The organism is Gemmatimonadetes bacterium SCN 70-22, from assembly GCA_001724275.1.
Lineage (GTDB): Bacteria > Gemmatimonadota > Gemmatimonadetes > Gemmatimonadales > Gemmatimonadaceae > SCN-70-22.
Map to the genome: position 1 here is coordinate 53,890 of MEDZ01000009.1, position 21,725 is coordinate 75,614.

At 69.9% G+C, this 21,725-nt stretch carries 15 protein-coding genes; 8 read left to right on the forward strand and 7 right to left on the reverse strand.

Going from position 1 to position 21,725, the window contains the following annotated elements; translation table 11 throughout:
• Positions 1–2: 2 nt before the first annotated feature.
• On the reverse strand, positions 3–1,772 hold the full coding sequence (locus ABS52_06370; protein ODT04007.1) for a Na+:solute symporter: 1,770 nt from the start codon (positions 1,770–1,772) through the stop codon (positions 3–5).
• 129 nt (positions 1,773–1,901) lie between these two features.
• Here ABS52_06370 and ABS52_06375 point away from each other — a divergent pair, with 129 nt between their 5' ends.
• The 5 genes from ABS52_06375 to ABS52_06395 all read left to right on the forward strand — a co-directional run bounded on the left by ABS52_06375 (position 1,902) and on the right by ABS52_06395 (position 11,900).
• Complete coding sequence (locus tag ABS52_06375; GenBank protein ODT04008.1) at positions 1,902–3,962, forward strand: hypothetical protein; 2,061 nt, start codon at positions 1,902–1,904, stop codon at positions 3,960–3,962.
• A gap of 183 nt (positions 3,963–4,145) precedes the next feature.
• On the forward strand, positions 4,146–5,549 hold the full coding sequence (locus ABS52_06380; GenBank protein ID ODT04009.1) for a hypothetical protein: 1,404 nt from the start codon (positions 4,146–4,148) through the stop codon (positions 5,547–5,549).
• Between the two features lie 26 nt (positions 5,550–5,575).
• Complete coding sequence (locus ABS52_06385; GenBank protein ID ODT04010.1) at positions 5,576–6,811, forward strand: hypothetical protein; 1,236 nt, start codon at positions 5,576–5,578, stop codon at positions 6,809–6,811.
• Positions 6,812–6,829: 18 nt separating this feature from the next.
• Complete coding sequence (locus ABS52_06390; protein ODT04011.1) at positions 6,830–10,015, forward strand: hypothetical protein; 3,186 nt, start codon at positions 6,830–6,832, stop codon at positions 10,013–10,015.
• A gap of 292 nt (positions 10,016–10,307) precedes the next feature.
• Complete coding sequence (locus ABS52_06395; GenBank protein ID ODT04131.1) at positions 10,308–11,900, forward strand: hypothetical protein; 1,593 nt, start codon at positions 10,308–10,310, stop codon at positions 11,898–11,900.
• Positions 11,901–11,918: 18 nt separating this feature from the next.
• On the opposite strand, the gene ABS52_06400 is transcribed toward ABS52_06395, so the two are convergent.
• Positions 11,919–12,998: a hypothetical protein gene (locus ABS52_06400; GenBank protein ODT04012.1), complete on the reverse strand. Its 1,080-nt coding sequence runs from the start codon at positions 12,996–12,998 to the stop codon at positions 11,919–11,921.
• Positions 12,999–13,146: 148 nt separating this feature from the next.
• On the opposite strand from ABS52_06400, the gene ABS52_06405 reads away from it, so the two are divergent.
• Complete coding sequence (locus tag ABS52_06405; protein ODT04013.1) at positions 13,147–14,955, forward strand: hypothetical protein; 1,809 nt, start codon at positions 13,147–13,149, stop codon at positions 14,953–14,955.
• Positions 14,956–15,042: 87 nt separating this feature from the next.
• Here ABS52_06405 and ABS52_06410 read toward each other — a convergent pair whose 3' ends face one another.
• Positions 15,043–16,080 carry a hypothetical protein gene (locus tag ABS52_06410; GenBank protein ODT04014.1) on the reverse strand — a complete coding sequence of 346 codons (1,038 nt, stop codon included), beginning with the start codon at positions 16,078–16,080 and terminating at the stop codon, positions 15,043–15,045.
• Between the two features lie 149 nt (positions 16,081–16,229).
• Between ABS52_06410 and ABS52_06415 the strand changes: the two genes are divergently transcribed.
• Together ABS52_06415 and ABS52_06420 are read left to right on the forward strand one after the other, a co-directional pair.
• Positions 16,230–16,835 (forward strand): hypothetical protein, encoded by a 606-nt coding sequence (locus ABS52_06415; GenBank protein ODT04015.1) that lies wholly within the window; start codon positions 16,230–16,232, stop codon positions 16,833–16,835.
• A 97-nt stretch (positions 16,836–16,932) separates the two neighbouring features.
• Entirely contained in the window at positions 16,933–17,280 is a 348-nt protein-coding gene (locus tag ABS52_06420; protein ID ODT04016.1) for a hypothetical protein, read from the forward strand.
• Between the two features lie 18 nt (positions 17,281–17,298).
• On the opposite strand, the gene ABS52_06425 is transcribed toward ABS52_06420, so the two are convergent.
• The 4 genes from ABS52_06425 to ABS52_06440 form a co-directional block, all read right to left on the reverse strand.
• Complete coding sequence (locus ABS52_06425; GenBank protein ID ODT04017.1) at positions 17,299–18,324, reverse strand: hypothetical protein; 1,026 nt, start codon at positions 18,322–18,324, stop codon at positions 17,299–17,301.
• 10 nt (positions 18,325–18,334) lie between these two features.
• A complete protein-coding gene (locus tag ABS52_06430; GenBank protein ID ODT04018.1) occupies positions 18,335–20,137 on the reverse strand; it encodes a hypothetical protein in 1,803 nt (600 codons plus the stop codon).
• Positions 20,134–20,601, reverse strand: coding sequence for a hypothetical protein (locus tag ABS52_06435; GenBank protein ODT04019.1), 468 nt, complete (start codon positions 20,599–20,601; stop codon positions 20,134–20,136). The genes ABS52_06430 and ABS52_06435 overlap by 4 nt, the downstream gene beginning before the upstream one ends.
• Positions 20,602–20,733: 132 nt before the next feature.
• On the reverse strand, positions 20,734–21,636 hold the full coding sequence (locus ABS52_06440; protein ODT04020.1) for a hypothetical protein: 903 nt from the start codon (positions 21,634–21,636) through the stop codon (positions 20,734–20,736).
• Positions 21,637–21,725 lie beyond the last annotated feature (89 nt).

The following is a 21,725-nucleotide window of genomic DNA, read 5'->3' on the forward strand; positions in this document are numbered from 1 at the left end:
CATCACGACTCCGACGTGCGCCACATGCGCGGGAGGAGGCGTACCAGCCCGGCGCCGCTCGCCAGGAAGACGGCGAGGAACACCATCCCCTGCGCCCTGTTGCCATAGAGGAAGCTCCCGGCGCCGAACAGCGCGGAGTACACGAAGGCGCATCCGAGGACCCACCCGAGCATCGCCATCGGAAGCGAGTCGGTCGATGCCGGGAGCCCGGTGCGCGTGCGCACGACGTTCCACCCCGGGCCCGCCGGGCGCACGAGCCGGTAGAACGACTCGAGCTTGGACGGGTCGGTGGCAGGGGCGAGGTAGGCCGTCGCGATCCACACGACCGTCGTGATCGCGACCCCGACGATGAGCGCGATGTGCGACGGCGTCGTCATCCCGGCCTTCCCGGCGACGAAGAACGACACCGCGACGATGAACGAGGTGACCATCGCCGCGATCTCGCTCCAGGCGCTCACCCGCCACCAGAACCAGCGCAGGAGATAGAGCAATCCGGTCCCCGCGCCGATCGACATGAGGAGCTCGAACGACTGCCGCGCCGAGTCGAGGACGAAGGTGAGCCCGGCGGCGAGCACCATCAGGAGGGCCGTCACCAGCCGCCCGGTCATGACGTAGTGCGCCTCGGTCGCGCCGGGCTTCACGAAGCGGCGATACACGTCGTGCACCAGGTACGACGTCCCCCAGTTGAGGTGGGTGGAGATGGTCGAGACGTAGGCGGCCAGCATTCCCGCGATCATCAATCCCATGAAGCCGGCCGGGAGGAACTTGAGCATGGCCGGGTAGGCCATGTCGTGCCCGATGAGCTTCGGGTCGACGTAGGGGAAGGTCCTCGCGATGTCGCCCAACTCGGGGAAGACGAGCATCGAACAGAGGCCGGTGATGATCCACGGCCACGGGCGCAGGGCGTAGTGCGCGAAGTTGAAGAACAGCGTCCCCGCCAGGGCGTCGTTCTCACTCTTGGATGCCAGCATGCGCTGCGCGATGTAGCTCCCGCCCCCGGGCTCGGCGCCCGGGTACCAGACCGACCACCACTGCACGGTGAGGGGGATGATGAGGACCGAGAGCGTCAGCCCCCAGTCGCTGAAGTCGGGGAGGAGGTGCAACGTCTGCGGGGGGATCTTGCTGAAGAGTCCCGACAGCCCGCCGACCTCCGGCTGCTGCAGCGAAAAGTACGCGGCCGCGAACGCGCCGGTCATCGCGATGCCGAACTGGATGAAGTCGGTGACCAGTACCCCCCAGAGTCCCGAGGTGGCGGCGAAGGCCACGTTGAGCACCGCGCAGACCAGGAGCGTCTGCCACATGGGCCAGCCGAGCATGACGTTGGCGATCTTGGCCGCCGCCAGGTTCACGCTGGCCATGATGACGCAATTGAAGAAGAGCCCCAGGTACACCGCGCGGAATCCGCGCACGAAGGTCGCGGCCTTCCCCGAGTAACGGATCTCGTAGAACTCCAGGTCCGTCAGCACGTTCGACCGCCGCCAGAGCCGCGCGTAGAAGAAGACGGTCATCATCCCCGTCAGGAGGAACGACCACCACGCCCAGTTGTTGGCCACCCCCTTCTCGCGCACGAGGTTGGTCACGAGGTTCGGCGTGTCGGTGGAGAAGGTGGTCGCCACCATGCTCACCCCCACCAGCCACCACGGGGCGCTGCGCCCCGAGGTGAAGAACTCGGCCGTGCTCGACCCCGCCCGCCGCGCCAGGATGACGGCCGGGGCGAACGACACGACGATCGACAGGACGACGATGAGCCAGTCGAGGGAGGTGAGGGACATGGAATTCGAGAGGACGGGAAGACGGGACGACGAGAAGACGAGAAAGTACCTGTGGCTTGGCGGGGGCGATACCATCGGGGGCGATGGAGGGCACTGGCTGCGCGGGAGCCGCGCTGGCACATTCGCCCCATGACGACCCGACGGTTCCTCCTCCCCCTCTCCCTCCTGGCCGCCGCCCGCGCGCTCCCGCTCGCGGCGCAGCCCTCGACGCTCCTCCCCGTCCCGGCGTCGGTGCGGTTGGGAGTGGGGCGGATGGCGATCGACAGCACGACGCCCTTCGCCGTCACCGCCTTTTCCGACGACCGCCTCGAGCGGGCGCTCGACCGCTTCCGGGGACGACTGGCCCGGCGCATGTCGCAGCCGGTGTCGCGCTCCGTCAGCCGCACCGCCACCCGGGGCGCCATCGCCGTCGATGTGTCGTCGGCAGGGATGGCGATCCAGGGGGTGGAGGAGGTCGAGCGCTACACCATCGCGATCTCTCCCGATGGGGCGACGCTGCAGGCCGCCACGGTCGTCGGCGCGCTGCGCGGGCTCGAGACGCTGTTGCAGCTGGTGGACGGCGACAGCGCGGGCTTCTTCCTCCCCGCGGCCTCCATTGCCGACGAGCCGCGCTTCCCGTGGCGCGGCCTCCTGGTCGACGTCTCGCGCCACTTCATGCCGGTCGAGCAGCTGGAGCGGACGCTCGACGCCATGGCGCTGGTCAAGCTCGATGTCTTCCACTGGCACCTGAGCGACGACCAGGGCTTTCGCGTCGAGAGCAAGCGGTTCCCCCGCCTCCACCAGCTGGGGAGCGACGGGCTCTATTACACGCAGGACCAGGTGCGCCACATCGTGCGCTACGCGCGCGACCGCGGCATCCGTGTCGTCCCGGAGTTCGACGTCCCGGGACACTCCACCGCCTGGTTCGTCGGCTATCCGCAATACAGCGCCCAGTCGCCACCGATCGCCATCCGCCGCGAGTGGGGCGGGGCCGACGCGATCTTCGATCCGACGCGCGAGGCGACCTACACCTTCCTTGCCCGCTTCATCGACGAGATGGTCCCCCTCTTTCCCGACCCCTACTGGCACATCGGGGGCGATGAGGTGGAGTCGAAGCACTGGGATTCCGTCCCTCGCATCGTCGCCTGGCGCAAGCGCCACGGCTTCAAGGACAACGCCGCGCTGCAGGCGCACTTCAACCGGCGCCTCAGCACCATCCTCGCCAGGCACGGCAAGCGGATGGTCGGGTGGGACGAGATCCTGCACGACGACCTCCCCAGGAAGACCGTCGTGCAGTCGTGGCGGGGGACGCAGTACCTGGCCAACAGCGTGAAGGCAGGGTTCAACGGGATCCTCTCGGCCCCGTGGTACCTCGACCACATCAAGCCCGCCACCGACTACTACACGGTCGAGCCCGTGCCGCAGTTCGACGGACTGACTCCCGCGCAGCAACGGCTCATCCTCGGTGGCGAGGGCGCGATCTGGGCCGAGTTCATCACCGCCGAGAGCGCCGACTCACGAATCTGGCCGCGCCTGGGGGCGGTGGCCGAACGCCTCTGGTCGCCGCGCGAGGTGGCCGACGTGGCCGACATGTACCGGCGGCTGGGAATCCTGTCCGATCGACTGGAAGGGATGGGGCTGCGCGTCCGTTCTCACTCGCGGCGGATGCTGGCCACCATCGCGCCGGGGGTCGACGTCGCCCCCCTCGAATCGCTCTTCACCGCGGTGCAGCCGCCGGGCTTCGGGCAGCGGATGAACGGGAGCGGCCAGGGGACAAACCAATTCCACCCACTCACCCGGCTCGTCGATGCCGCACCCCCGGATCCCGCGGGGCGATGGGCGACCGAGCGGCTGGTGCGACGGCTCGCCCTCGACGCCGGCGACGTGGCGGCGCGCGATACGCTCCTCCAGCTGTTCGAGGGGTGGAGTCTCCTGCTCCCGAGGGTGGAGCGTCTCGCGACGAGGTCACCGACGCTGGCGGCGGCCCTTCCGGCGGCCCGGGCTCTCGCGCGGTCGGCCGTGATCGGGACGGAGGCGATCGGCTTCGTGGCCGCCGGGCGGAGGCCCCCCGAGGATTGGGCCTCGGCCGCCAAGGAGGAACTCGAGCGCTACGACAGGCCGCAGGGGGTGCTGCGGGTGGCGATCGTGGGAGAGGTGAGGAAGCTGCTGTCGCTGGCCACCGGCGCGGGGAGTTCGGGACGCAGTCCTTAACGTTCGGCCGGTCGCGACGGTCTATCTTCATTCAGGGGCGGCGGAGCCTGGCTTCCGCCGCCCCACTTCGTCCGGCCGCGTCGCCGGACGGCTCGTCCCGGGCCCGACAATCTGGTGAACGACTGTGTCTCGATACGCGTACGTTGGTGGATGATTTACCGAATCTCATTCAGGACAGCCCTGGTGACGGCGGCCGCCGTGCTGGCCACCCCGTTCGCCATTTCCGCCCAGGGGGCGGTTTCGCAGGCGAGTGACACCGTGCGACTGGCGATCGGTGACGCGGTGACGCGCGCCCTTCGCGAGTCGGACGAGTCGCGCCTGGCGTCTGCGCAGGTGGAGATTGCCGATGCGCAGGTGACGTCGGCCCGGGCGACCGGGCTGCCGCAGATGCGCCTGGCGGGGAACTACTCGCAGGTGCTGCGGAACGCCCGTGCCGAGATCGTGGGCTCGATCTTCGGCCAGAACTTCAATTACAGCTCGAACATCAACATCTCGCAGACCCTGTTCCAGGGGGGGCGGGTGTGGGCCGGCGCGCGTGCGGCGTCGGACGTGCGCGGTTCGGCGCGCTTGAACGTCGCGGAGACGCACGCGCAGCTGTCGGTCGACGTGCAGCGAGCGTACCTGAGCGCGCTGCTGCAGCGCGAACTCGAGGCGATCCAGGCGCGCAATCTCGAGCTGGCGGACCAGCGGATCGCCCTGGTCGAGCAGCTGCAAGGCGCCGGGCGCGCGTCGCGGTACGAGGTGCTGCGGGCCAGGGTGGAGCGCGCCAACCTCGAGCCGGCGCTCCTGCAGGCCCGTGCCGGGCGCGAGCTGGCCGACATCGAGCTGCGACGCCTCCTCAACATTCCCGGCGCGCGCCCCATCGCGCTCACGAGCGAGATCGACACGGCGGCGCTGCGCGGCGTGGTGCGCGCGGTGGCGCACGACTCCGAACCCGACCCCGTGCGCGCATCGGAGCGGGCGGCGCTGCTGACGGTCAATGCCCGGCGCGAGGGGATTCGCGTGGCGCGCGCCGACCTGATGCCGACGATCTCGACCTTCTTCCAGACGGGGTATACGGCGCTCCCGTCCAACAACGGCTTCCCCACCATCTGGGGGAACACGTCCAACGCCAACTGCCCGCCGGGGTCGCCGGCGACGCGGGTGTGCCAGAACAACGGCTGGTTCCCGGACCGCAGCTTCGGTGTGCAGGTGCAATGGCCGCTCTTCGACGGGCTGCGGGCCAAGGGGAACATCGACCTCGCGCAGGCGCAGGAGCGGGTGGCGCGCCTGCAGCTGGCGCAGGAGCGCGAGGCGGTGGCGGTCGAGCGAGCCCGTGCCCGCGCCGAGTTCACCCGCGCCGAGGCGGCCTTCGAGGCGCAGCGGCAGAACGTGGCCGAGGCCGACGAGGCCTTCCGCATCGCCTCGCTGCGCTTCGAGCGCGGGCTCGCGACGCAGCTCGAGGTGTCCGACGCCCAGCTGCTCCTCCTGACGGCGCGCACCAACGCGGCACGCGCCACGATCGACTACTACCTGGCGGCGGCCGAGCTGGCCCGCGCCCGCGGCGTGGACATCCCGCTCCCGCCGACCCGACCGACGACTCGATAGGAACTCCTGTGCGATATTCGACTCCCGTGCTGGCGTTAGGCGCGCTGGCCCTGCTTTCCCTCGGCGCCTGCAAGAAGACGGGCGAGGCGGCGACCGCCGGTGCGGCCGGCGATGCCAAGGGTGCCGCCGCCCCCGGGGCGACCGCCGCCCCCGGCGCGGGCGCTCGCGGCGCCCCTTCGGCGATGGTCCTCGGCCCGGGCGACGTGGCCGAAGTGAAGCCCGGCACCATCGAGGCGAGCATCCTCATCAGCGGCGACCTCAAGCCGATCGAGGAGATCGCCGTCCGCTCGCGCGTGGAAGGCGACGTGGTGCAGGTGCTGGCGCGTGAGGGCGATCGCGTGACGACGGGGCAGCTGATGGCGCGCTTCGAGAGCTCCGTGCAGGAGGGGGAGCGCGCCTCGGCGCTGGCGGACCGCGAGTCGGCCAAGGCCGATGTCGCCAACGCCCAGTGGAACGCCGACCAGTCCGAGGAGCTGTTCAAGGCGGGGGCGATCGCCGAGCGTGACCTGCGCACCGCGCAGCAGACGCTGGCGGCGGCCAAGGCCAGGCTCGCTGCGGCCGAGGCGCGGCTCAAGGCGTCGGCACAGACCGCGCAGGACACGCGCGTCCTGGCGCCGACCACCGGCATCATCGCCGATCGCACGGTGGAGCCGGGCGAGCACGTCTCCCGTGGCGCCACGCTCTTCACCGTGGTGCGCAACGACGTCCTCGAGCTCGAGGCGGCCGTCCCCGCGCGGCAGGCGGGCGAGCTCGCCGTGGGACAGGTCGTCCGCTTCGCCTCGTCCGGGCTTCAGATGGAAGGGAAGGTGGCCCGCATCTCGCCCACCATCAACCCGGCCAACCGTTCCATCACCGTGTACATGCAGGTCCCCAACCGCAACGGCGCCATCAAGGGCAACGCCTTCGCCACCGGACGCATCGTGGGACAGTCGATCCGCAATGCGCTGCTGGTCCCGACGGCCGCCGTGCGCCAGTCGGCCCGCAGCGGCGACAAGCCGTTCGTGTACCGCATCGAGGGCGGCAAGGTGCAGCATGCCGAGGTCGAGCTGGGGATCGTGGACGAGACGATCAACATGACGCAGGTCCTGAGCGGGCTCGCGGTCGGCGACCAGATCATCGTCGGCAACGTGGGGGCGCTCGGGCGCGGCATGTCGGTGCGCGTGATGTCCAGCGAGACGCAGCCGGGGCGTCCGGCCGGCGGCGCGGGCGAGTCGGCCGGGGCGCCTGGCGCCGCACGCCGCGACACCACCAGGGCGCGTTAGGCGCGAGGGAGCCACCCGATGTTCCTGTCCGACGTCTCCATCAAGCGTCCCGTCTTCGCCACCATGATGATGGTGGCGCTGATGGTGTTCGGGATCGTGGCGCTGAAGCGCCTCGCCGTGGACGAGTATCCCGACATCACCTACCCCGTCGTCATCGCCTCCACCAGCTATCCCGGGGCGAGCCCGGAGGTGATGGAACGCGACGTCTCGCGCCCCATCGAGGAGTCGCTCAACACCGTCAGCGGCATCCGCGAGATCACCTCCACCTCGTCGGAAGGGAACTCCAGCGTCCGCCTCATGCTGCAGCTCGGCATGGACCCGATCGAGGCGCAGCAGGAGGTGATCGCCAAGATCGCCCGCCTGCGTCGCACGCTGCCGCCGGACATCGACGATCCGATCGTCATGCGCTTCGACCCGAACGATCGTCCGATCATGTCGGTGGCGATGCAGAGCGACGAGCGTCCGATCCGCGAGCTGACGGACCTGGCGGAGCAGACCATCAAGCCGCGCTTCGAGAGCGTCCCGGGCGTCGGCGGCGTCAACGTCAACGGCGGCGCGACGCGCCAGATCCGGGTGCAGCTCAACGCCGATGCGCTCGTCGCCTATGGCATCTCGCCGGCGCAGGTGTCGCAGGCGCTCTCGCGCGAGAACCAGGAGACCCCCGCCGGTCGGGTCTTCCGCGGCGAGACCGAGCGCCTGGTCCGCGTGACGGGCCGCATCCGCGATCCGATGGCCTTCAACGACGTGGTCGTCACCGTGCGCAACGGCACCCCGGTGCGGGTGCGCGACGTCGCAACCGTCGTCGACGGCTTCGCCGACCGCCGATCGGCCACGTTCATCTCCACGGCCGACGGCCAGAACGTCCCCGCCGTCTCGCTCGAGGTCCTCAAGATCACCGGCTCCAACACCGTCGCCGTCTCCGACGGGGTGAACAAGGTCATCCAGGAGATCCAGCGCAGCCTCCCGGCGGACATCAAGCTCACGCTGATCCGCGACGACTCCATCAAGATCCGCGAGTCCCTGGCCGACGTGGAACTGTCGATCATCCTCGGCGCCGTCCTCACGATCGCGATCATCTACCTCTTCCTGAATTCCTGGCGCTCGACCGTCATCACCGGCCTCACCCTCCCGGTGTCGATCATCTCGGCGTTCTTCGTGATGTGGCTCTTCAACTTCACGCTGAACACCATGACGCTCCTGGCGTTGTCGCTGGCGATCGGGCTCCTGATCGACGACGCCATCGTGGTGCGCGAGAACATCGTGCGCCACCTGGAGATGGGGAAGGATCACTATCGCGCCGCCAAGGAAGGGACCGACGAGATCGGGCTGGCGGTGCTCTCCACCACCCTGGCGGTCGTGGCGGTCTTCGTCCCCGTCGCCTTCATGGGCGGGCAGATCGGGAAGATCTTCTTCCAGTTCGGCGTGACGGTGGCGTTCGCGGTGCTCGTCTCGCTGTTCGTCTCGTTCACCCTCGACCCGATGCTGTCGAGCATTTGGCCAGACCCCGAGGTGGAGCACGGCGGGCACGACGCGACGCGCCGGAAGACGAAGAACCCCATCCGGAAGCTCGCCTTCGCGTTCGACGCCTGGTTCGAGCGCATGTCGGAGCGGTACCGCAGCGCGCTGGGATGGGCGCTCGACCGTCCGTGGACGATGGTGGGGCTTGCCGCGGCATCGATCGTTGCGGCCTTCCTCCTCTTCCCCGTCCTCGGCTTCACCTGGCTTCCGGAGTATGACGCCGGCGAGTTCAACGTCTCCTTCCGCACCCCGCCCGGGTCGCGGCTCGAGTACACCGTCGGCAAGGGGAACGAGATCGCCGCGTTCCTCCGCCAGCAGCCCGAGGTGAACTTCACCTCGCTGTCGGTCGGCGGCGGCGGTGGGATGTCGCGCGGGACCAACGGCGGGCAGATCTTCGTTCGCCTCAAGCCCAGGCACGAACGAGACAAGTCGATGTTCGAGGTCCAGGGCGAACTGCGGAAGAAGCTGGCCGGGATCCCGGGGGTGCGCCCGTCCATCACCGGATCGTCGTCGATCTTCGGCGGCTATCGGCAGCCGATCCAGATCTACGTGCAGGGCCCCGAACCCACACGCCTCAAGCTCGCCGCCGAGCAGGTGCTGCAGACCGTTCGCAGCGTTCCGGGGGTGGCCGAGCCGCAGTCGAGCGACGAGGGGGAGATCCCCCAGCTCGACGTGCGCGTCGACCGGCAGCAGGCGTGGGCCGCCGGGCTCGCCATGCAGACGATCGGCGGGACGTTGCAGCCGCTGTTCCAGGGGCAGCGCGCCACCCGCTGGGAGGATCCCAACGGCTATTCCCACGACGTCATGGTCGTGTACCCGGACTCCTCGCGCGTCTCGCCCGAGGACGTGGCCCGGATCCCGCTGCTGAGCACCAACATCGACACGCGCAACGGACAGCCGATCACCATTCCGCTGTCGCAAGTGGCGGAGATCCGCCCGGGGGTCGGGCCGCAACAGATCGAGCGCGGCTACCTCGAGCGGCGCGTCACGATCTCGGCCGGCGTCCTCCCGGGGTACAGCATGGGGACCGTCGCCGACCAGGCGCGCGAGGCGCTGAACTCGATCGGCCTGCCGACCGGGTATCGCACGATCTTCGGCGGCGACGTCCAGAACCTGAACGAGACCAAGGGCTACGTCCTCGAGGCGCTCCTCCTGGCCGTGGTCTTCATCTACCTCATCATCGCCTCGATCTTCGGTTCCTTCATCCAGCCGCTTTCCATCATGCTGGCCCTCCCGCTCTCCTTCCTGGGGGTGGCGCTCGGCCTCCTCGTCACCGGGGGGTCGCTGAACGTGATGTCGATGATCGGGATCATCATGCTGATGGGACTCGTGACGAAGAACGGAATCCTCCTCATCGACTTCGTGAACAAGGAGCGCGAGGCGGGGCGCGATCGCCGCACGGCCATCCTCAACTCCGCCCGCATCCGCGTCCGCCCCATCATCATGACCACGGCGGCGATGATCTTCGGCATGCTCCCGCTGGCGCTGGCCCTGGGCGAGGGGGCCGAGCAGCGCGCCCCCATGGCGCACGCCGTCATTGGCGGGCTGATCACCTCCACCGTGCTGACGCTATTCGTCGTGCCGGTGGTCTACACCCTGCTCGACGACCTCACGGCGAAGGTCCTGGGACGCAAGAGTTCAACGCTTTCGATACCGTTAGGCGTACACACAGAGGCAGGCGACTGAGGCGAAACCCGAGGGAACACCATCCCGCACGCGGGTATACACGCAGCAGCCAATCGATGTGTGGTTGGGAAGGGCTGGGGGTTTACAGACGGGGCGTCCGGGGGGGCGTCCCGTTCTGTTTTCCCCCCTGCGCGTATCGCTCGGACGTGTTGACCGCACTCCCCCGAAGGGCGAGAATGGGCGGGAACGTTCCCCCTCCCTTCCGTCCCACCGACCCATGCCCGTCGCACGGTCCTTGCCCCATTGGATCCCGAGCGAGAGGTTGCTCCGCGTGCTCGCGGCAACCCTTGCCGTGGCGGCCCCGGCTCCACTCCTCGCACAGGCGCCGCGACCGCGCACTCACGCCGACCTCGTGGCGCTGTTCCAGGAGTGGCGCGCGTTCCAGCGCCCCAGGTCAGTGGGCGGGGTGCCGGACTACTCGGCGCCCGCCATGGCCAGGCAGGCGCGCGCCCTTCCCGCGCTCGAGCGGCGCCTGGCCGCGATCGACACGAGCGGGTGGACGATTGCCCAGCAGGTGGACTGGCACGTGGTGCGCGCCGAGATGAACGGCCTGGACTTCGACCACCGCGTCCTGCGACCGTGGGCCAACAATCCGGCGTTCTACGTGACGGTCTTCGCCGAGCAGAGCGACCAGCCGGCACGCGAGGGACCGTTCGCCATCGGCGCCGTGGAGCTGTGGAGCTACCAGTACCCGCTCTCCGCGACCGATGCCGCGGGGGTCGAAGCGGGGCTGCGCGCCGTCCCCGGGCTCCTGGCAGCGGCCAGGCGCAACCTCGTCGGGAGCCAGCGGGACCTCTGGACCCATGCCGTCACGAGCCTCAAGGGGCAATCCCGGGACCTGGCGCAGCTGGAGAAGCGCCTGACGAGCGAGCCACCGTCGCTCCGTGAGAGCGTGGTTCGTGCGCGCGCCGCCACCGATTCGTTCGCCAGCTGGGTGGAGCGTCGTGCGGCGACGAAGTCGGGGCCCTCCGGGATCGGGGTCGCGAACTACGACTGGTACCTGAAGCACGTGATGCTCGTGCCGTACACGTGGCGCGAGGAGGTGGCGCTGATCGAGCGCGAGCTGGCGCGCGCACACGCCTTCCTGGCGCTCGAGGAGATTCGCAACGCCGGGGCCTCGCGGCAGGACCCGATCACGAGCGCCGAGGAGTTCGACCGGCGATTCGGCGCCGCCGTGCCGGAATACCTGGCGTACCTGCGCGAACACGACCTGATGACCATCAAGCCGTGGACCGAGCAGGCGCTGCGCGAGCGGCTGGGGCGCTTTTCGCCGGGGCCGCGCGAGTTCTTCTCCGAGGTCGACTATCGCGACCCGGTGATCATGCGGACCCACGGGTATCACTGGATCGACCTCGGCGTGATGAAGCACGAGCCGCATCCCGATCCCATCCGGCGTGCCCCGCTCCTGTACAACATCTTCATCACGCGCACCGAGGGTCACGCGACGGGGTGGGAGGAGCAGATGCTGCAGGCGGGGATGTTCGACGCCCGGCCGCGATCGCGCGAGCTGGTCTATGTCCTCCTTGCCCAGCGCGCGGCCCGCGCGTTAGGCGACCTGCGCATGCATGCGAACCTGGCCACCCTCGAGGAGTCTGCCCGCTTCACGTCGGCCAACACCCCGCGAGGGTGGCTCAGCCTGCAGGGGAACCTCGTGCGGTTCGAGCAGCACCTCTACCTGCAGCAACCGGGGTACGGCACGAGCTACGTGATCGGCAAGATGCTGCTCGATCGGCTCGTCATGCGGCGCCGGCAGCAGCTGGGCGACGCCTTCTCGCTGCGCCGGCACATGGACGCCTTCGACGCCGTTGGCCTGGTGCCGGCGTCGCTGGTGGAGTGGGAGATGACCGGCGAGCTGCGCCCGGAGACGCTGCGGATGCTCAGGTAGTCGTGGACTGGTGATCCTTCACGGTGTTTCCCGCGGTGGGTGGCGCTCCCCAGCATTCGGGGCGAGCTCGCTCGGGCGCAGTCGCGACACGATCCCTTCGTGCCGTCGCAGCGGCAGCAGCGCGATCTCGCCGCCGAGCGCGTCATGCCACATCGCACGCGCATCGCGGTAGCGCCAACCGAGCTCGCGCACGGCCTTCGCCGCCGAGTAGTTGAAGTTCATGCCTCCCGCGCGCACCGCCTCGGCGCTGAGGAACGCCGGAAGGCCCATCATGCGCAGGAGCGGCGCACAGGGGGCGAACATCGCGGTGGCGAGCCACGAGGGGACAAAGAACCGAACGCGATGCGCCCCCGGCAGCTCCGACCACGTCGCCAGGGTCTCGCGCATGCGCCGCCCCTCGGCGGCGAGGATGTAGGTCTCGCCGGTGCGTCCACGCTCCGCCGCCAGGGCGATTCCCACCGCCAGGTCGTCCACATGCACCAGCGACTGCACGGCGTCGGCCGCCCACGCCATGGGCGGCAGCAGCCGATTCACGTATAGGCGCCCGAAGTACCCCCACAGCGAGTGGTCGTTCGTGCCGATGACCGCGCCTGGGCAGGTGATGATGAGGGGGAGGCCCTTCGCGGCGTGCGCCTCGGCGACCCGGTGCGCCTCTGCCTTGCTCGCTTCGTACGGCGATTTGGGAGGAGAGGCTCGCACGAAGCGCTCGTCCCTCGCGTCCTCCCCCGAATCGCCATACGCCATCACGGACGAGACGTAGACGGTGCGCGGTCTCCCCATCTCCAGCGCGGTACCGAGGACCAGGTCGGTGCCCTCGGCGTTGATCTTGTGCATCCGGGCGGCGGCGCGTCGTCCGACGCCGTATTCGTACCACCCGGCGTTATGCACGACGAGGTTCGCGCCCTCCATGCCTCGCCGGACCGACTCCCGGTCGTTGATGTCGCCGGGGACGATGCGGGCTCCGAGCGCCGCCAGTCGCCTCGCGGGCGCTCCTTCGGGAGAGCGGACGAGGGCGGTTACATTCCAGCCGCGGGCCAGCAAGGCGCGCGTGAGCGGTTGCCCGATGAAACCGGTGGCGCCGGTCAGGAAGACGTCCATGCGCGTGGAGGCTGAGGGGGGCCGCCAAACCTTCGACAACAACAGTGTCCCCCGCTGGCTCGCCCGGAAAGGGGGGGCTCAGCGGACGAGGAGGGGGTCCGCGTAGCCGCAGGGAGCGTCCTTCCCCGACCGTCGCCCCATTGCGCCCATGATGCCGACCTCGCGAATCTTGCCACTCGCCTCCCTCGCACTCGCCGCGTGCTCGGCCGCGGTGCGGATCGACGAGACGCGTCCCCCCGACCTCGGCAAGCGGGCGGTCGGGCGGCATGGCGCGGTGACGTCGGCGCATCCGCTGGCCAGCGAGGCGGGGGTGGCCATGCTGCGCGCCGGGGGAAATGCGATCGACGCGGCGGTCGCAACGGCGTTCGCGATCGGGGTGGTCGAGCCGGAGATGTCGGGTGTGGGTGGCGGGGGGGCGCTCCTGTACTGGAACCAGGGGGCGCGACGCGCCGAGTACCTCGATTTCTATCCTTCGCAACCGGTGGCCCGATGGCGGGGGGTTCGCGCCGACTCGACGGTTCCGCTCCGTGTCGCGGCCATCCCCGGAAACGTGGCCGGGCTGCTGGAAGTGCACGCGCGGTTCGGCAAGCTGGCGCGCGCGCAGGTCATGGCACCGGCGATCGCCCTCGCCGAACACGGGTTCCCCGTGTATCCGGTGCTGGCCGAGATGATCGCGCGCGACAGCGCGCGGCTCGGGCGCGACTCCATCGCCCGCCGGCTGTACTGGCCCGGCGGACACCTCGTCGCGATGGGAGACACGTTGCGCAACCCGGCGCTGGCCGAGGTGCTGCGGCGCGTGTCGGCGCAGGGGCGCGACGGCTTCTACCGCGGCGCGACGGCGCACGCGCTGGTGACGAGGCTTGCGGCTGGCGGGCACCCCGCCACGCTCGACGACGTGGCGTCGTACCAGCCGCAATGGAAGCGCCCGTTGTGCACGACCTACCGGGGACGGGTCGTCCTCTCGGCCCCGCCGCCGATGGGCGGGTTGCAGCTGTTGGAGTCGATGGCGCTGATGGAGTCGCGCCCGCTGGCCTCCCTCGGACTTCCCACGCGCAGCGGCGAGGCGTTCGACGCGATGGCGTCGGCGATGCGGGTGGCGATCCTGGCGCACGCCGGCAACGACGACCCGCGCTGGAAGGCGATCCCGGCGCGCGGGCTCGTGTCGCACGCCTTCGCGGCACAGTGGCGCGACGTGGTCGGGACCGGGCACGCCGCCGATTCGCTCCGGCCGCGCGACGCGCACCCGTACGACGGCGCGGTGGCGGCCGGGTGCGAGGCATACGAGCCGTATCCGGGGCGGCCGGGGATTGCACCTGCCGGCGGGTCGGGCGGCACGGCCCGCGACTTCGCGAACCGCGCCGCCGCCGCCCGCGGCCTCGCGACGCACGATTTCGCGGTCCACGATTCCGCCTCCGGGGGGGAGACGACGCACATCTCGGTGGTGGATGGCGATGGCAACGCCGTCGCCGTCACCGTCACCAACTCGTCGATGTTCGGCGCGGGAGCGGCCGTCGCCGGCTTCTGGATCAACGACTCGGGGTGGTGGCCACGCACGGCGGACGCCATTCCGGGCGACCTCCCGGCGCCGTGGCGCACGCGCATCACGACGATCGCCCCGTCGGTCCTGCTCAAGGACGGACGCGTGGAGGTCGTCGTCGGGTCGCCGGGTGGGGGGCGCATCCCCTTCGCCATCGCCCAGACGGTGGCATACGTGGTCGACTACGGACTCGACCCCCTGGAGGCGCTGCGGATGCCACGGATGTATCCCGCGCTCACCCGACGGGTGGAGGTGGAGAACGGCTTCGAGGGCGAGGTCCTGGCCCGCGTCAAGGCGATGGGGTACGTCCCGGTGGCCCAGTCGTTCGGCTACGCGCGCGTGTACATCATCGCTCGGCGCGGTGGCGCGTGGGTGGCCGCCGCCGACCCGCGGCACGACGGGCAGGCACGCGCCTTCTGACCGGGCGGCGCCTGGCAGGCCCCGACCGGCCCCGACCGGCCCCGACCGGCCCCGACCGGCGCCGGACGCTCCCGCCCGCGCCGCCGCCTAACGCGTGCCGAGGAACCCTCGGGTGCGCGCCCGCAGCGCGTCGCCCCATTCCAGCCCGGCCCGCATCCAGGCGCGGGCCGGGTGGCGAAGCGGGATGTGCCGGCGGAAGTGCGCCAGCCAGTCGGGGCGCCGCCCGTCCACGTCGTGGAAGCCGTAGGTGCGGGCCAGCTCCCAGGAGCTGAAGGTCTGGCCGCTCTTCTTCAGGAGTGAGCGATCGCTTGCCAGGGCGGCGATGGCGCGCCCGACGAATCGGGGTGTTTCGGAGGCGATGAAGTGCGGGTCCTTCTCCGTCCCGTCGCGCCAGCGTTCCTCGGTGACGCCGAAATGCTCCAGCATGGCCTCGGAGCGAAGGAAGCCGGGGGTGATGGCGACGGCGGCGATGCGGTGCGGGCGGAGCTCGACGCTCAGGCAGAAGGCGAGCCGCATGAGCGACACCTTGATGAGGTCATAGAAGAGCGCGCCGCGATAGCTGAGCGTGTCGCCGTCGGTGACCTCGACGACCAGGGGACGGCGCCCGCGGCGCAGGAGGGGGATGGCGAGCTGAGCGGTGAGCAGGTGCGAGTACATCGCCTGGTGCATCAGGGCCCAGCCGGCGTCGACGTCGGTCTCCGCGAGGGGGTGCCACAGCCAGTCGCCGGCGGCGTCGCCGCCCCACACGTCGTTGACCAGGATGTCGAGCGCCCCGTGCGCCTCCTGCACGCGGGCCATGAGCGCGTCGACATCGTGGCGCACCGTGTGATCCACGCGCACGGCGATCCCCGTCCCCCCGGCGTCCGTCACCAAGTCGGCGGTCTCCTCGATCGTCTCCGGGCGCGCGATGGGAGAGGGGTGTGCGCGCGTGCTGCGCCCCGTGCAGTACACCGTGGCCCCCGCCTCGCCTAACGCGATGGCGATGCCACGTCCCGCCCCGCGGGTGGCCCCGGCGACGATGGCCACCCGTCCCGCGAGGGGGAGCCGGCGTGCCGGCCGCCTGGCCGCGCTGGCGGGGCGTGTGCGCTCGCCGGTCGTCACCGCCCGTGTCGTGCGTGCCGTCATGCTCGCCTCCGGTGTGCCAGTTTGTGAATGCGCATTTACAAATAGCACCCCCGTTCCCATCTTGCGCAAGCCCCCACCTGGTCGTCTTCTCGTCTTCTCGTCTTCTCGTCTTCTCGTCTTCTCGTCTTCTCGTCTTCTCGTCCGTTCGCGTGTCCCGCCCCCGCACCGTCTCTGACGCCGACATCCTCACGGCCGCCGCCCGCGTCGTCGGTGACGTCGGCCCCGCGCGCCTCACCCTCGCCCGCGTCGCCGCCGCCGCCGGCGTCAGCCCGGCCACCCTGGTGCAGCGCTTCGGGTCGAGGCGGGCGCTGCTGTTGCACCTGGCGACATCGGCATCGGAACGCGCTCGGCACGCGGTGGCCCGCGCCCGGGGCGCGACGGCGTCGCCCCTCGCCGCGGCGCGGCGCGTCCTCGAGTCGCTCGCCGACCTCGCCGCCACGCCCGCGGAGATGGCCAACCACCTCGCCTTCCTCCAGGTCGACCTCACCGACCCGGAATTCCACCGCCTCGCGCGCCGGCAGGCGCTGGAGCAGGAACGCCTGCTGCGCACCCTGCTGGGCGAGGCCATGGCCGCCGGCGAGCTGCGCCGCGGCGACCCCGGACAGCTGGCGCGGACCCTGCTCACCGTCACCAACGGCGCGCTCCTTCGCTGGGCGATCATCCGGAAGGGGAACGCCTCGCGATGGCTCCGGGACGACCTGGATGCCGTGCTCGCCCCCTGGTCCCCAACCGCCGCAGCCAAGGCGCGTGTTTGACGAAAGCGCTCTGGATCGCTAGGGTTGGGCCGCGTCGGCAACCCATCGGGCGTGCCCCGGCGGCGCCCGGATGCCACCACAATCCACGGGAGGCGGCATGATCACGATCACCGCGCAGTTCACCATGAAGGCGGGCGCGACCTCCCTGGCGCTCGCGCGGGTCGCGGCGGTGCGGCGCCAGACCGATCGCGAGCAGCCGGGGGCCCTCGTCTACCTAGTGCACCGCCTCCTCGACGCCCGCAAGCGTCCCACGCGCACCCTCGTCTTCTACGAGTGCTACCGCGACCGGAAGGCGTTGCAGGCCCACCTCGACAGCTCGTCGTGGAAGGCGCTCGTGAAGGGGTGGAGCGACTGCTTCGAGGGGACGCCGAAGGACATCCAGGTGACGTTCCTCGCGCGCCTTGCCGGCTTCGCGCACCTGGAGGCGCCCGGCACCCTGCGCTGACGGCCCCCGGGGCGTCGCCTACGGTTCCGTCGTTGCCGCGTCGAACTCGAACGCCGGCCCGACGGTCTTCCCCTCCTCGAGCGGTGACGGGATCCGCATCAGCGACTCGGCCTGGTAGCGCAGCTGGTACATGAGGGGGGTGGCGTCACGCAGTGCACCCGGCGTCCCGGTGAACGCCACCTCGAGCTGCCCGAGGAGTCGCGTGTACATCCGGTTGAAGGCGACCATCTGTCGATGGATCGACGGATATGCGCGATAGTCCTCGCTGTGCGGGTTGGCGCGCATCGGGAGGATCACGCTCAGGTCCAGGGGAAGCTGGCTTCCGGTCGGTCCCGACTTCGGCGTGTCGGTGGGCGCATAACGGCGTCCCAGTCGCAGCTCCATGAATCGGAAGTAGTGCGCCAGCTCGTCGACGTCGTTGAAGCGCTCGTCCTCGTCGAAGATCTCTCCCTCGAATCCCTCTCCCTGCTCGATGACCTCCTCGAGCGCCTGCCTGGCCGTCGCGAGGTCGTGCACCGCCACGACGTCACCCCCGCCTCCATAGTACCAGGTGCCGGGTTGCACCTGCCGAGCCGCCTTCCCGGTGAAGACCTTCGACGGCCCCAGCTCCCTGCACAGGCGCTCGAGCCCTTCCTCGATCGCCTCGTAGAACTGCCCCAGCGTGTGGTAGTCGTCCCCTTCCGGCTTGGCCCCCGCCCTGGCCGGCTTCTCGATGCGGAGGAAGGTGTCCAACGACTCGGCACACAGGGGAAGGAGGTTCACGGGCTGCTTGTCTGCCGAGTGGGGCAGCGGGGCGGGATAGGCGTGCACGAACGCCGCATCATGCAGCCGCGGCGTTCCCCCGACCGCATTCAGTACGTTGGCCACGAGCGTCATGTGGAGCATCTCCTCCATCACGACGCTGCGGATGACTGTCGCCGCCTCGACGTTGTAGCCGTCGGGAATGGAATGAAGCGCGCACAGGTACGGCGGGATGGTGGTGTGTTCCACCTGCAGGGCCCATTGCAGGTGGCGGTGCAGGTCGGGAAGATCCGTGATGGGCATGCGCGGCGCCTCAGCCGAGCTGGGTGAGCATGTCGTCGGCGGCCATGAATCCCAGGGCGACCGCGGTGAGTGTCGGGTTCGAGGCGCCGATGGTCGGCATGCTCCCGCACCCCACGACGTACAGGTTCTCGTGGTCCCAGCTGCGGGAGTGGCGGTTGGTGACCGAGTCGGCGCGGCTCACGCCCATGCGGTGCGTCCCCATGTGGTGCCCGGAGCCGTAGAACGAGAGCGGGACCACCTCGCCGTCGCGCGTGCGGTACGTCATGTACCCGGGTGAATCGGGGGTGAAGTGGGTGAAGATGTTGGCGTCGTCGATCCCCATCGCGTGGAAGAGCGCGTCGGAGATCCTGTTGGCCGCGACCATCCCCTCGCGCGTGTAGTCCGACACGTTGTAGTGGATGATGGGACGGTAGCAGCCGATGGGATCCACGAACTCGCGTCCGATGGTCACCCGGTTCCCCGGCTCCGGAAGCTGCTCGATCACGTAGCCGACCCGCAGCTGGCGGGGAATGGTGTCGCCCAGCTGCTGCCGCAGCTGCTTCCCGAAGACGTTCGCCGCGGCCGCGTCTTGCACGTTGGAGTTGGGGGGGAAGGTGGCGATGTCCCAGCCCCAGTTCCCGAGGTCGATGCGGAAGCAGGCGAACTCCGAGCGGAACGGCCCGTCGCGGAACGACGGGATCTCCGAGGTTTGTCCCGGGCCCCGGAAGGCGCCGACCGGGGCGGGGTTCAGCGCCCAGGTCAGGAAGAAGGGGTGATCCATCAGGTTCCGTCCCACCTGGTCGCTGGAGTTCGCCGCCCCCGACGCGAGGAGGAGCTTGGCGTTCTCCACCGCGTGGGCCGCGAGGATGTACAGCGTCGCCGTGGCGGTCGACGTGACGTACTCGGTGGACCCCTCGCTCGCGTACCGCTTGAATTCCACCCCGCCGATGCGCCCGCTCGGATCGATGACGAGGCGCGACGCCACCGCCTGCGTCACCAGGGTGTAGAAGTTCCGGTCCAACTCGCCCAGCGTGCGCAGCGCGCTGTACTTCGCCTGCACGGGGCAGATCGGGATGCAGCTGGCGTTCCCCTCGCACCGCTGTCCCACGTGCGGCGCCCCCATCGCCCCGCGCAGGGTGTAGCCGCCGCGTGGAATGGAGTTGCGCGCCTGCGGGAGCGAGGTGACGCTCATTCCGTACTCGCGGCCGAAGAACCGGACCCTGGCCTTCGCCGCCCCCCTGGCATACACGCGGTCGCTGTAGCTCTGCGGAATGCGCTCCATGGGGTAGTCGTAGTCGGGCGGGAACCAGATCCCGAAGTGCTCCTGGTCGTCCTTGTTCCCGCTCACGCCCAGCGCCCACTCCGCCTTGCAGTAATACGGCTGCAGGTCGTCGTAGGTGATCGGCCAGTCGACCCCCATGCCGTAGGTGCTCCTCAGCCGGAAGTCATTGGGGACCATGCGCGGGCACGTGCCCAGCCAGTGCAGGCTCGTCCCGCCTAACGACCTCAGGTAGGTGGACGCGAAGGCGAGGGGCCCCCGCTCCACCTGGTACCCGGAGAGGATGGGAACGCGCTTGTGCATGTTCAGGATGTCCTGGCTGTACGTGCTCTGCGCGTTCGGGTTCGGGGGGTACGGCGAGTTAGGCTCCTTCACCAGCGCCGAGCGGTACGTGTCGACGTACGAGAGCCACCCGTCGTACGAGAGCCCCGAGGCGCGCCCGGCCTCGAGGATGAGGACCCGCTTTCCCGCATCGGTGAGGACCTTGGCGATGTTGAGTCCCACCGGCCCGGCGCCGATGACGATCGCGTCGTAACTCCCTTGCGGCATCGTCATGGGATGTCCTCGGCGCCGTGTGGCGTGAGCGCCCACGAGGCGTACCCCGGCATCTTCGCCCCCGTGGGATGCGTGTAGATGGCCTTCCACGCCAGCCCCTGCACGTAGGCGTCCGGCGACACGATGCACGTCTGGTCCAGCGCGCTCGCCCCATGGGCATCGCGCCAGTCGGCGGGGAGCTGGTTCCACTGCCCCAGGTACCACAGGACGATCAGGTTGCGGGCGATGGGGCCAAGCGACGCGTCGGCGAGGATGTTCTCGCGCACCAGGATCTCGAGCTTCGCCTGGTCGCCCTTCGCTTCGTCGATGGCGTACTCCGTCGCCGACAGGAGATCACCCGTGAACCGGTCGCCGACGGTGCCGAGCAGCCAGCCGAGATACTCGTCGACCATCCCCGTCCCCCACAGCTCGGCGTCGTCGAAGCCGGTCAGGATCACCGAGAGGGCGAGGAAGCGCTGGCGCACTTCGTCGTTGGGGACGCACGCGCCCCGCCTGGGGGCGCTTGTCACGCTGTCATGGGAAGGGTGCGCCATCGCGGCACGCGCACGGCTGCGCCGTGGGGAGGTGTCGTCAGGGGACATGAGCAGGCTCCCCGATCAGAGGTCGGCCCAGTACGTCCGCGCCTCGGCGATGCAGGCCGGGCTCTGGAAGAGCTGTACGGCGACCGCCTGTCGCGTCCCGATGAGCTGCTGCATGGCCGCGCGCATCGGGTGGGGGCTCGTCCCCATCGTGATGCTCACCGCGCTGTGGTTCGCCTGGGGGATGAAGTACGTGTTGTACATCCCGAGGTAATTCCGGCGCGACCCGGCGACACGCTTGGCGTCGGCGACATAACTCAGGTCGATCCACTCCGACATGTTCCCCGGGATGGGGTTGAGCCCGCTGAGGGAAACCTGACCATCGTATATGTGTTTCGCCCCGTCGTCGGGGTCGTGGCAGGTCCAGGTGAAGAGCGACTGTCCGGGGTTGTTGAGCGCCGGGACGTTGTAGGTGTAGTCCGTGAGGAACTTGTTCTCGAAGTAGACCTGCTGTCCGGCGGCGACGGCGATCGCGTTGTCGCAGGCGACCCAGACGCGATACGCGCCGATGCGCTTGGTCTGGTCGCCATTGGTCACGAAGTCCTTGAACGTCATCGCCGGGACGTTCGCCGCCTGGTTCGTGGGGAAGGCGAGGATGTTGAGCTCCGTCTCGTTGAAGCCCGACGCGCCGGGATTGCCGGGCTGCCCCATTCCATACAGCACCGCGGCATTGAAGAAGTTGATCCCCACCGCCCCCATCCCCTCGAAGCTGGCGGGGGTCATGCCGAGCGGGGTGAGGACCGGCTCCAGCACGGGGAGCTCGACCAGCCAGTACACCCAGAGAGACTGGATGCCGGCGTAGTAAAAGCACTCCGAAGGAGGGACCTGGATGGTGCCGCTCTGCTTGGCGGTGACCTTGAAGGTGGGGAGGGTGATGGTCGGCGGGAGCGGCGGGAGGGGAGAGGAGTGCGCGTTCGACATCCTGGGCCTCGAAGGCGGGAGGGGGCGCGCCGGGGCCCGGGTTTTCTGAACTAGGGGCGGCGGGGCGCGCCATGAAATACGAGTCCGTG

Excerpts from the sequence above, each read along its gene's own strand:
- ABS52_06425 (ODT04017.1), bottom strand. The coding sequence starts at position 18,324 with ATGCCCATCACGGATCTTCCCGACCTGCACCGCCACCTGCAATGGGCC.
- ABS52_06370 (ODT04007.1), bottom strand. The coding sequence starts at position 1,772 with ATGTCCCTCACCTCCCTCGACTGGCTCATCGTCGTCCTGTCGATCGTC.
- ABS52_06405 (ODT04013.1), top strand. The coding sequence starts at position 13,147 with ATGATGCCGACCTCGCGAATCTTGCCACTCGCCTCCCTCGCACTCGCC.
- ABS52_06440 (ODT04020.1), bottom strand. The coding sequence starts at position 21,636 with ATGTCGAACGCGCACTCCTCTCCCCTCCCGCCGCTCCCGCCGACCATC.
- ABS52_06375 (ODT04008.1), top strand. The coding sequence starts at position 1,902 with ATGACGACCCGACGGTTCCTCCTCCCCCTCTCCCTCCTGGCCGCCGCC.
- ABS52_06410 (ODT04014.1), bottom strand. The coding sequence starts at position 16,080 with ATGACGGCACGCACGACACGGGCGGTGACGACCGGCGAGCGCACACGC.
- ABS52_06400 (ODT04012.1), bottom strand. The coding sequence starts at position 12,998 with ATGGACGTCTTCCTGACCGGCGCCACCGGTTTCATCGGGCAACCGCTC.
- ABS52_06390 (ODT04011.1), top strand. The coding sequence starts at position 6,830 with ATGTTCCTGTCCGACGTCTCCATCAAGCGTCCCGTCTTCGCCACCATG.
- ABS52_06430 (ODT04018.1), bottom strand. The coding sequence starts at position 20,137 with ATGACGATGCCGCAAGGGAGTTACGACGCGATCGTCATCGGCGCCGGG.
- ABS52_06420 (ODT04016.1), top strand. The coding sequence starts at position 16,933 with ATGATCACGATCACCGCGCAGTTCACCATGAAGGCGGGCGCGACCTCC.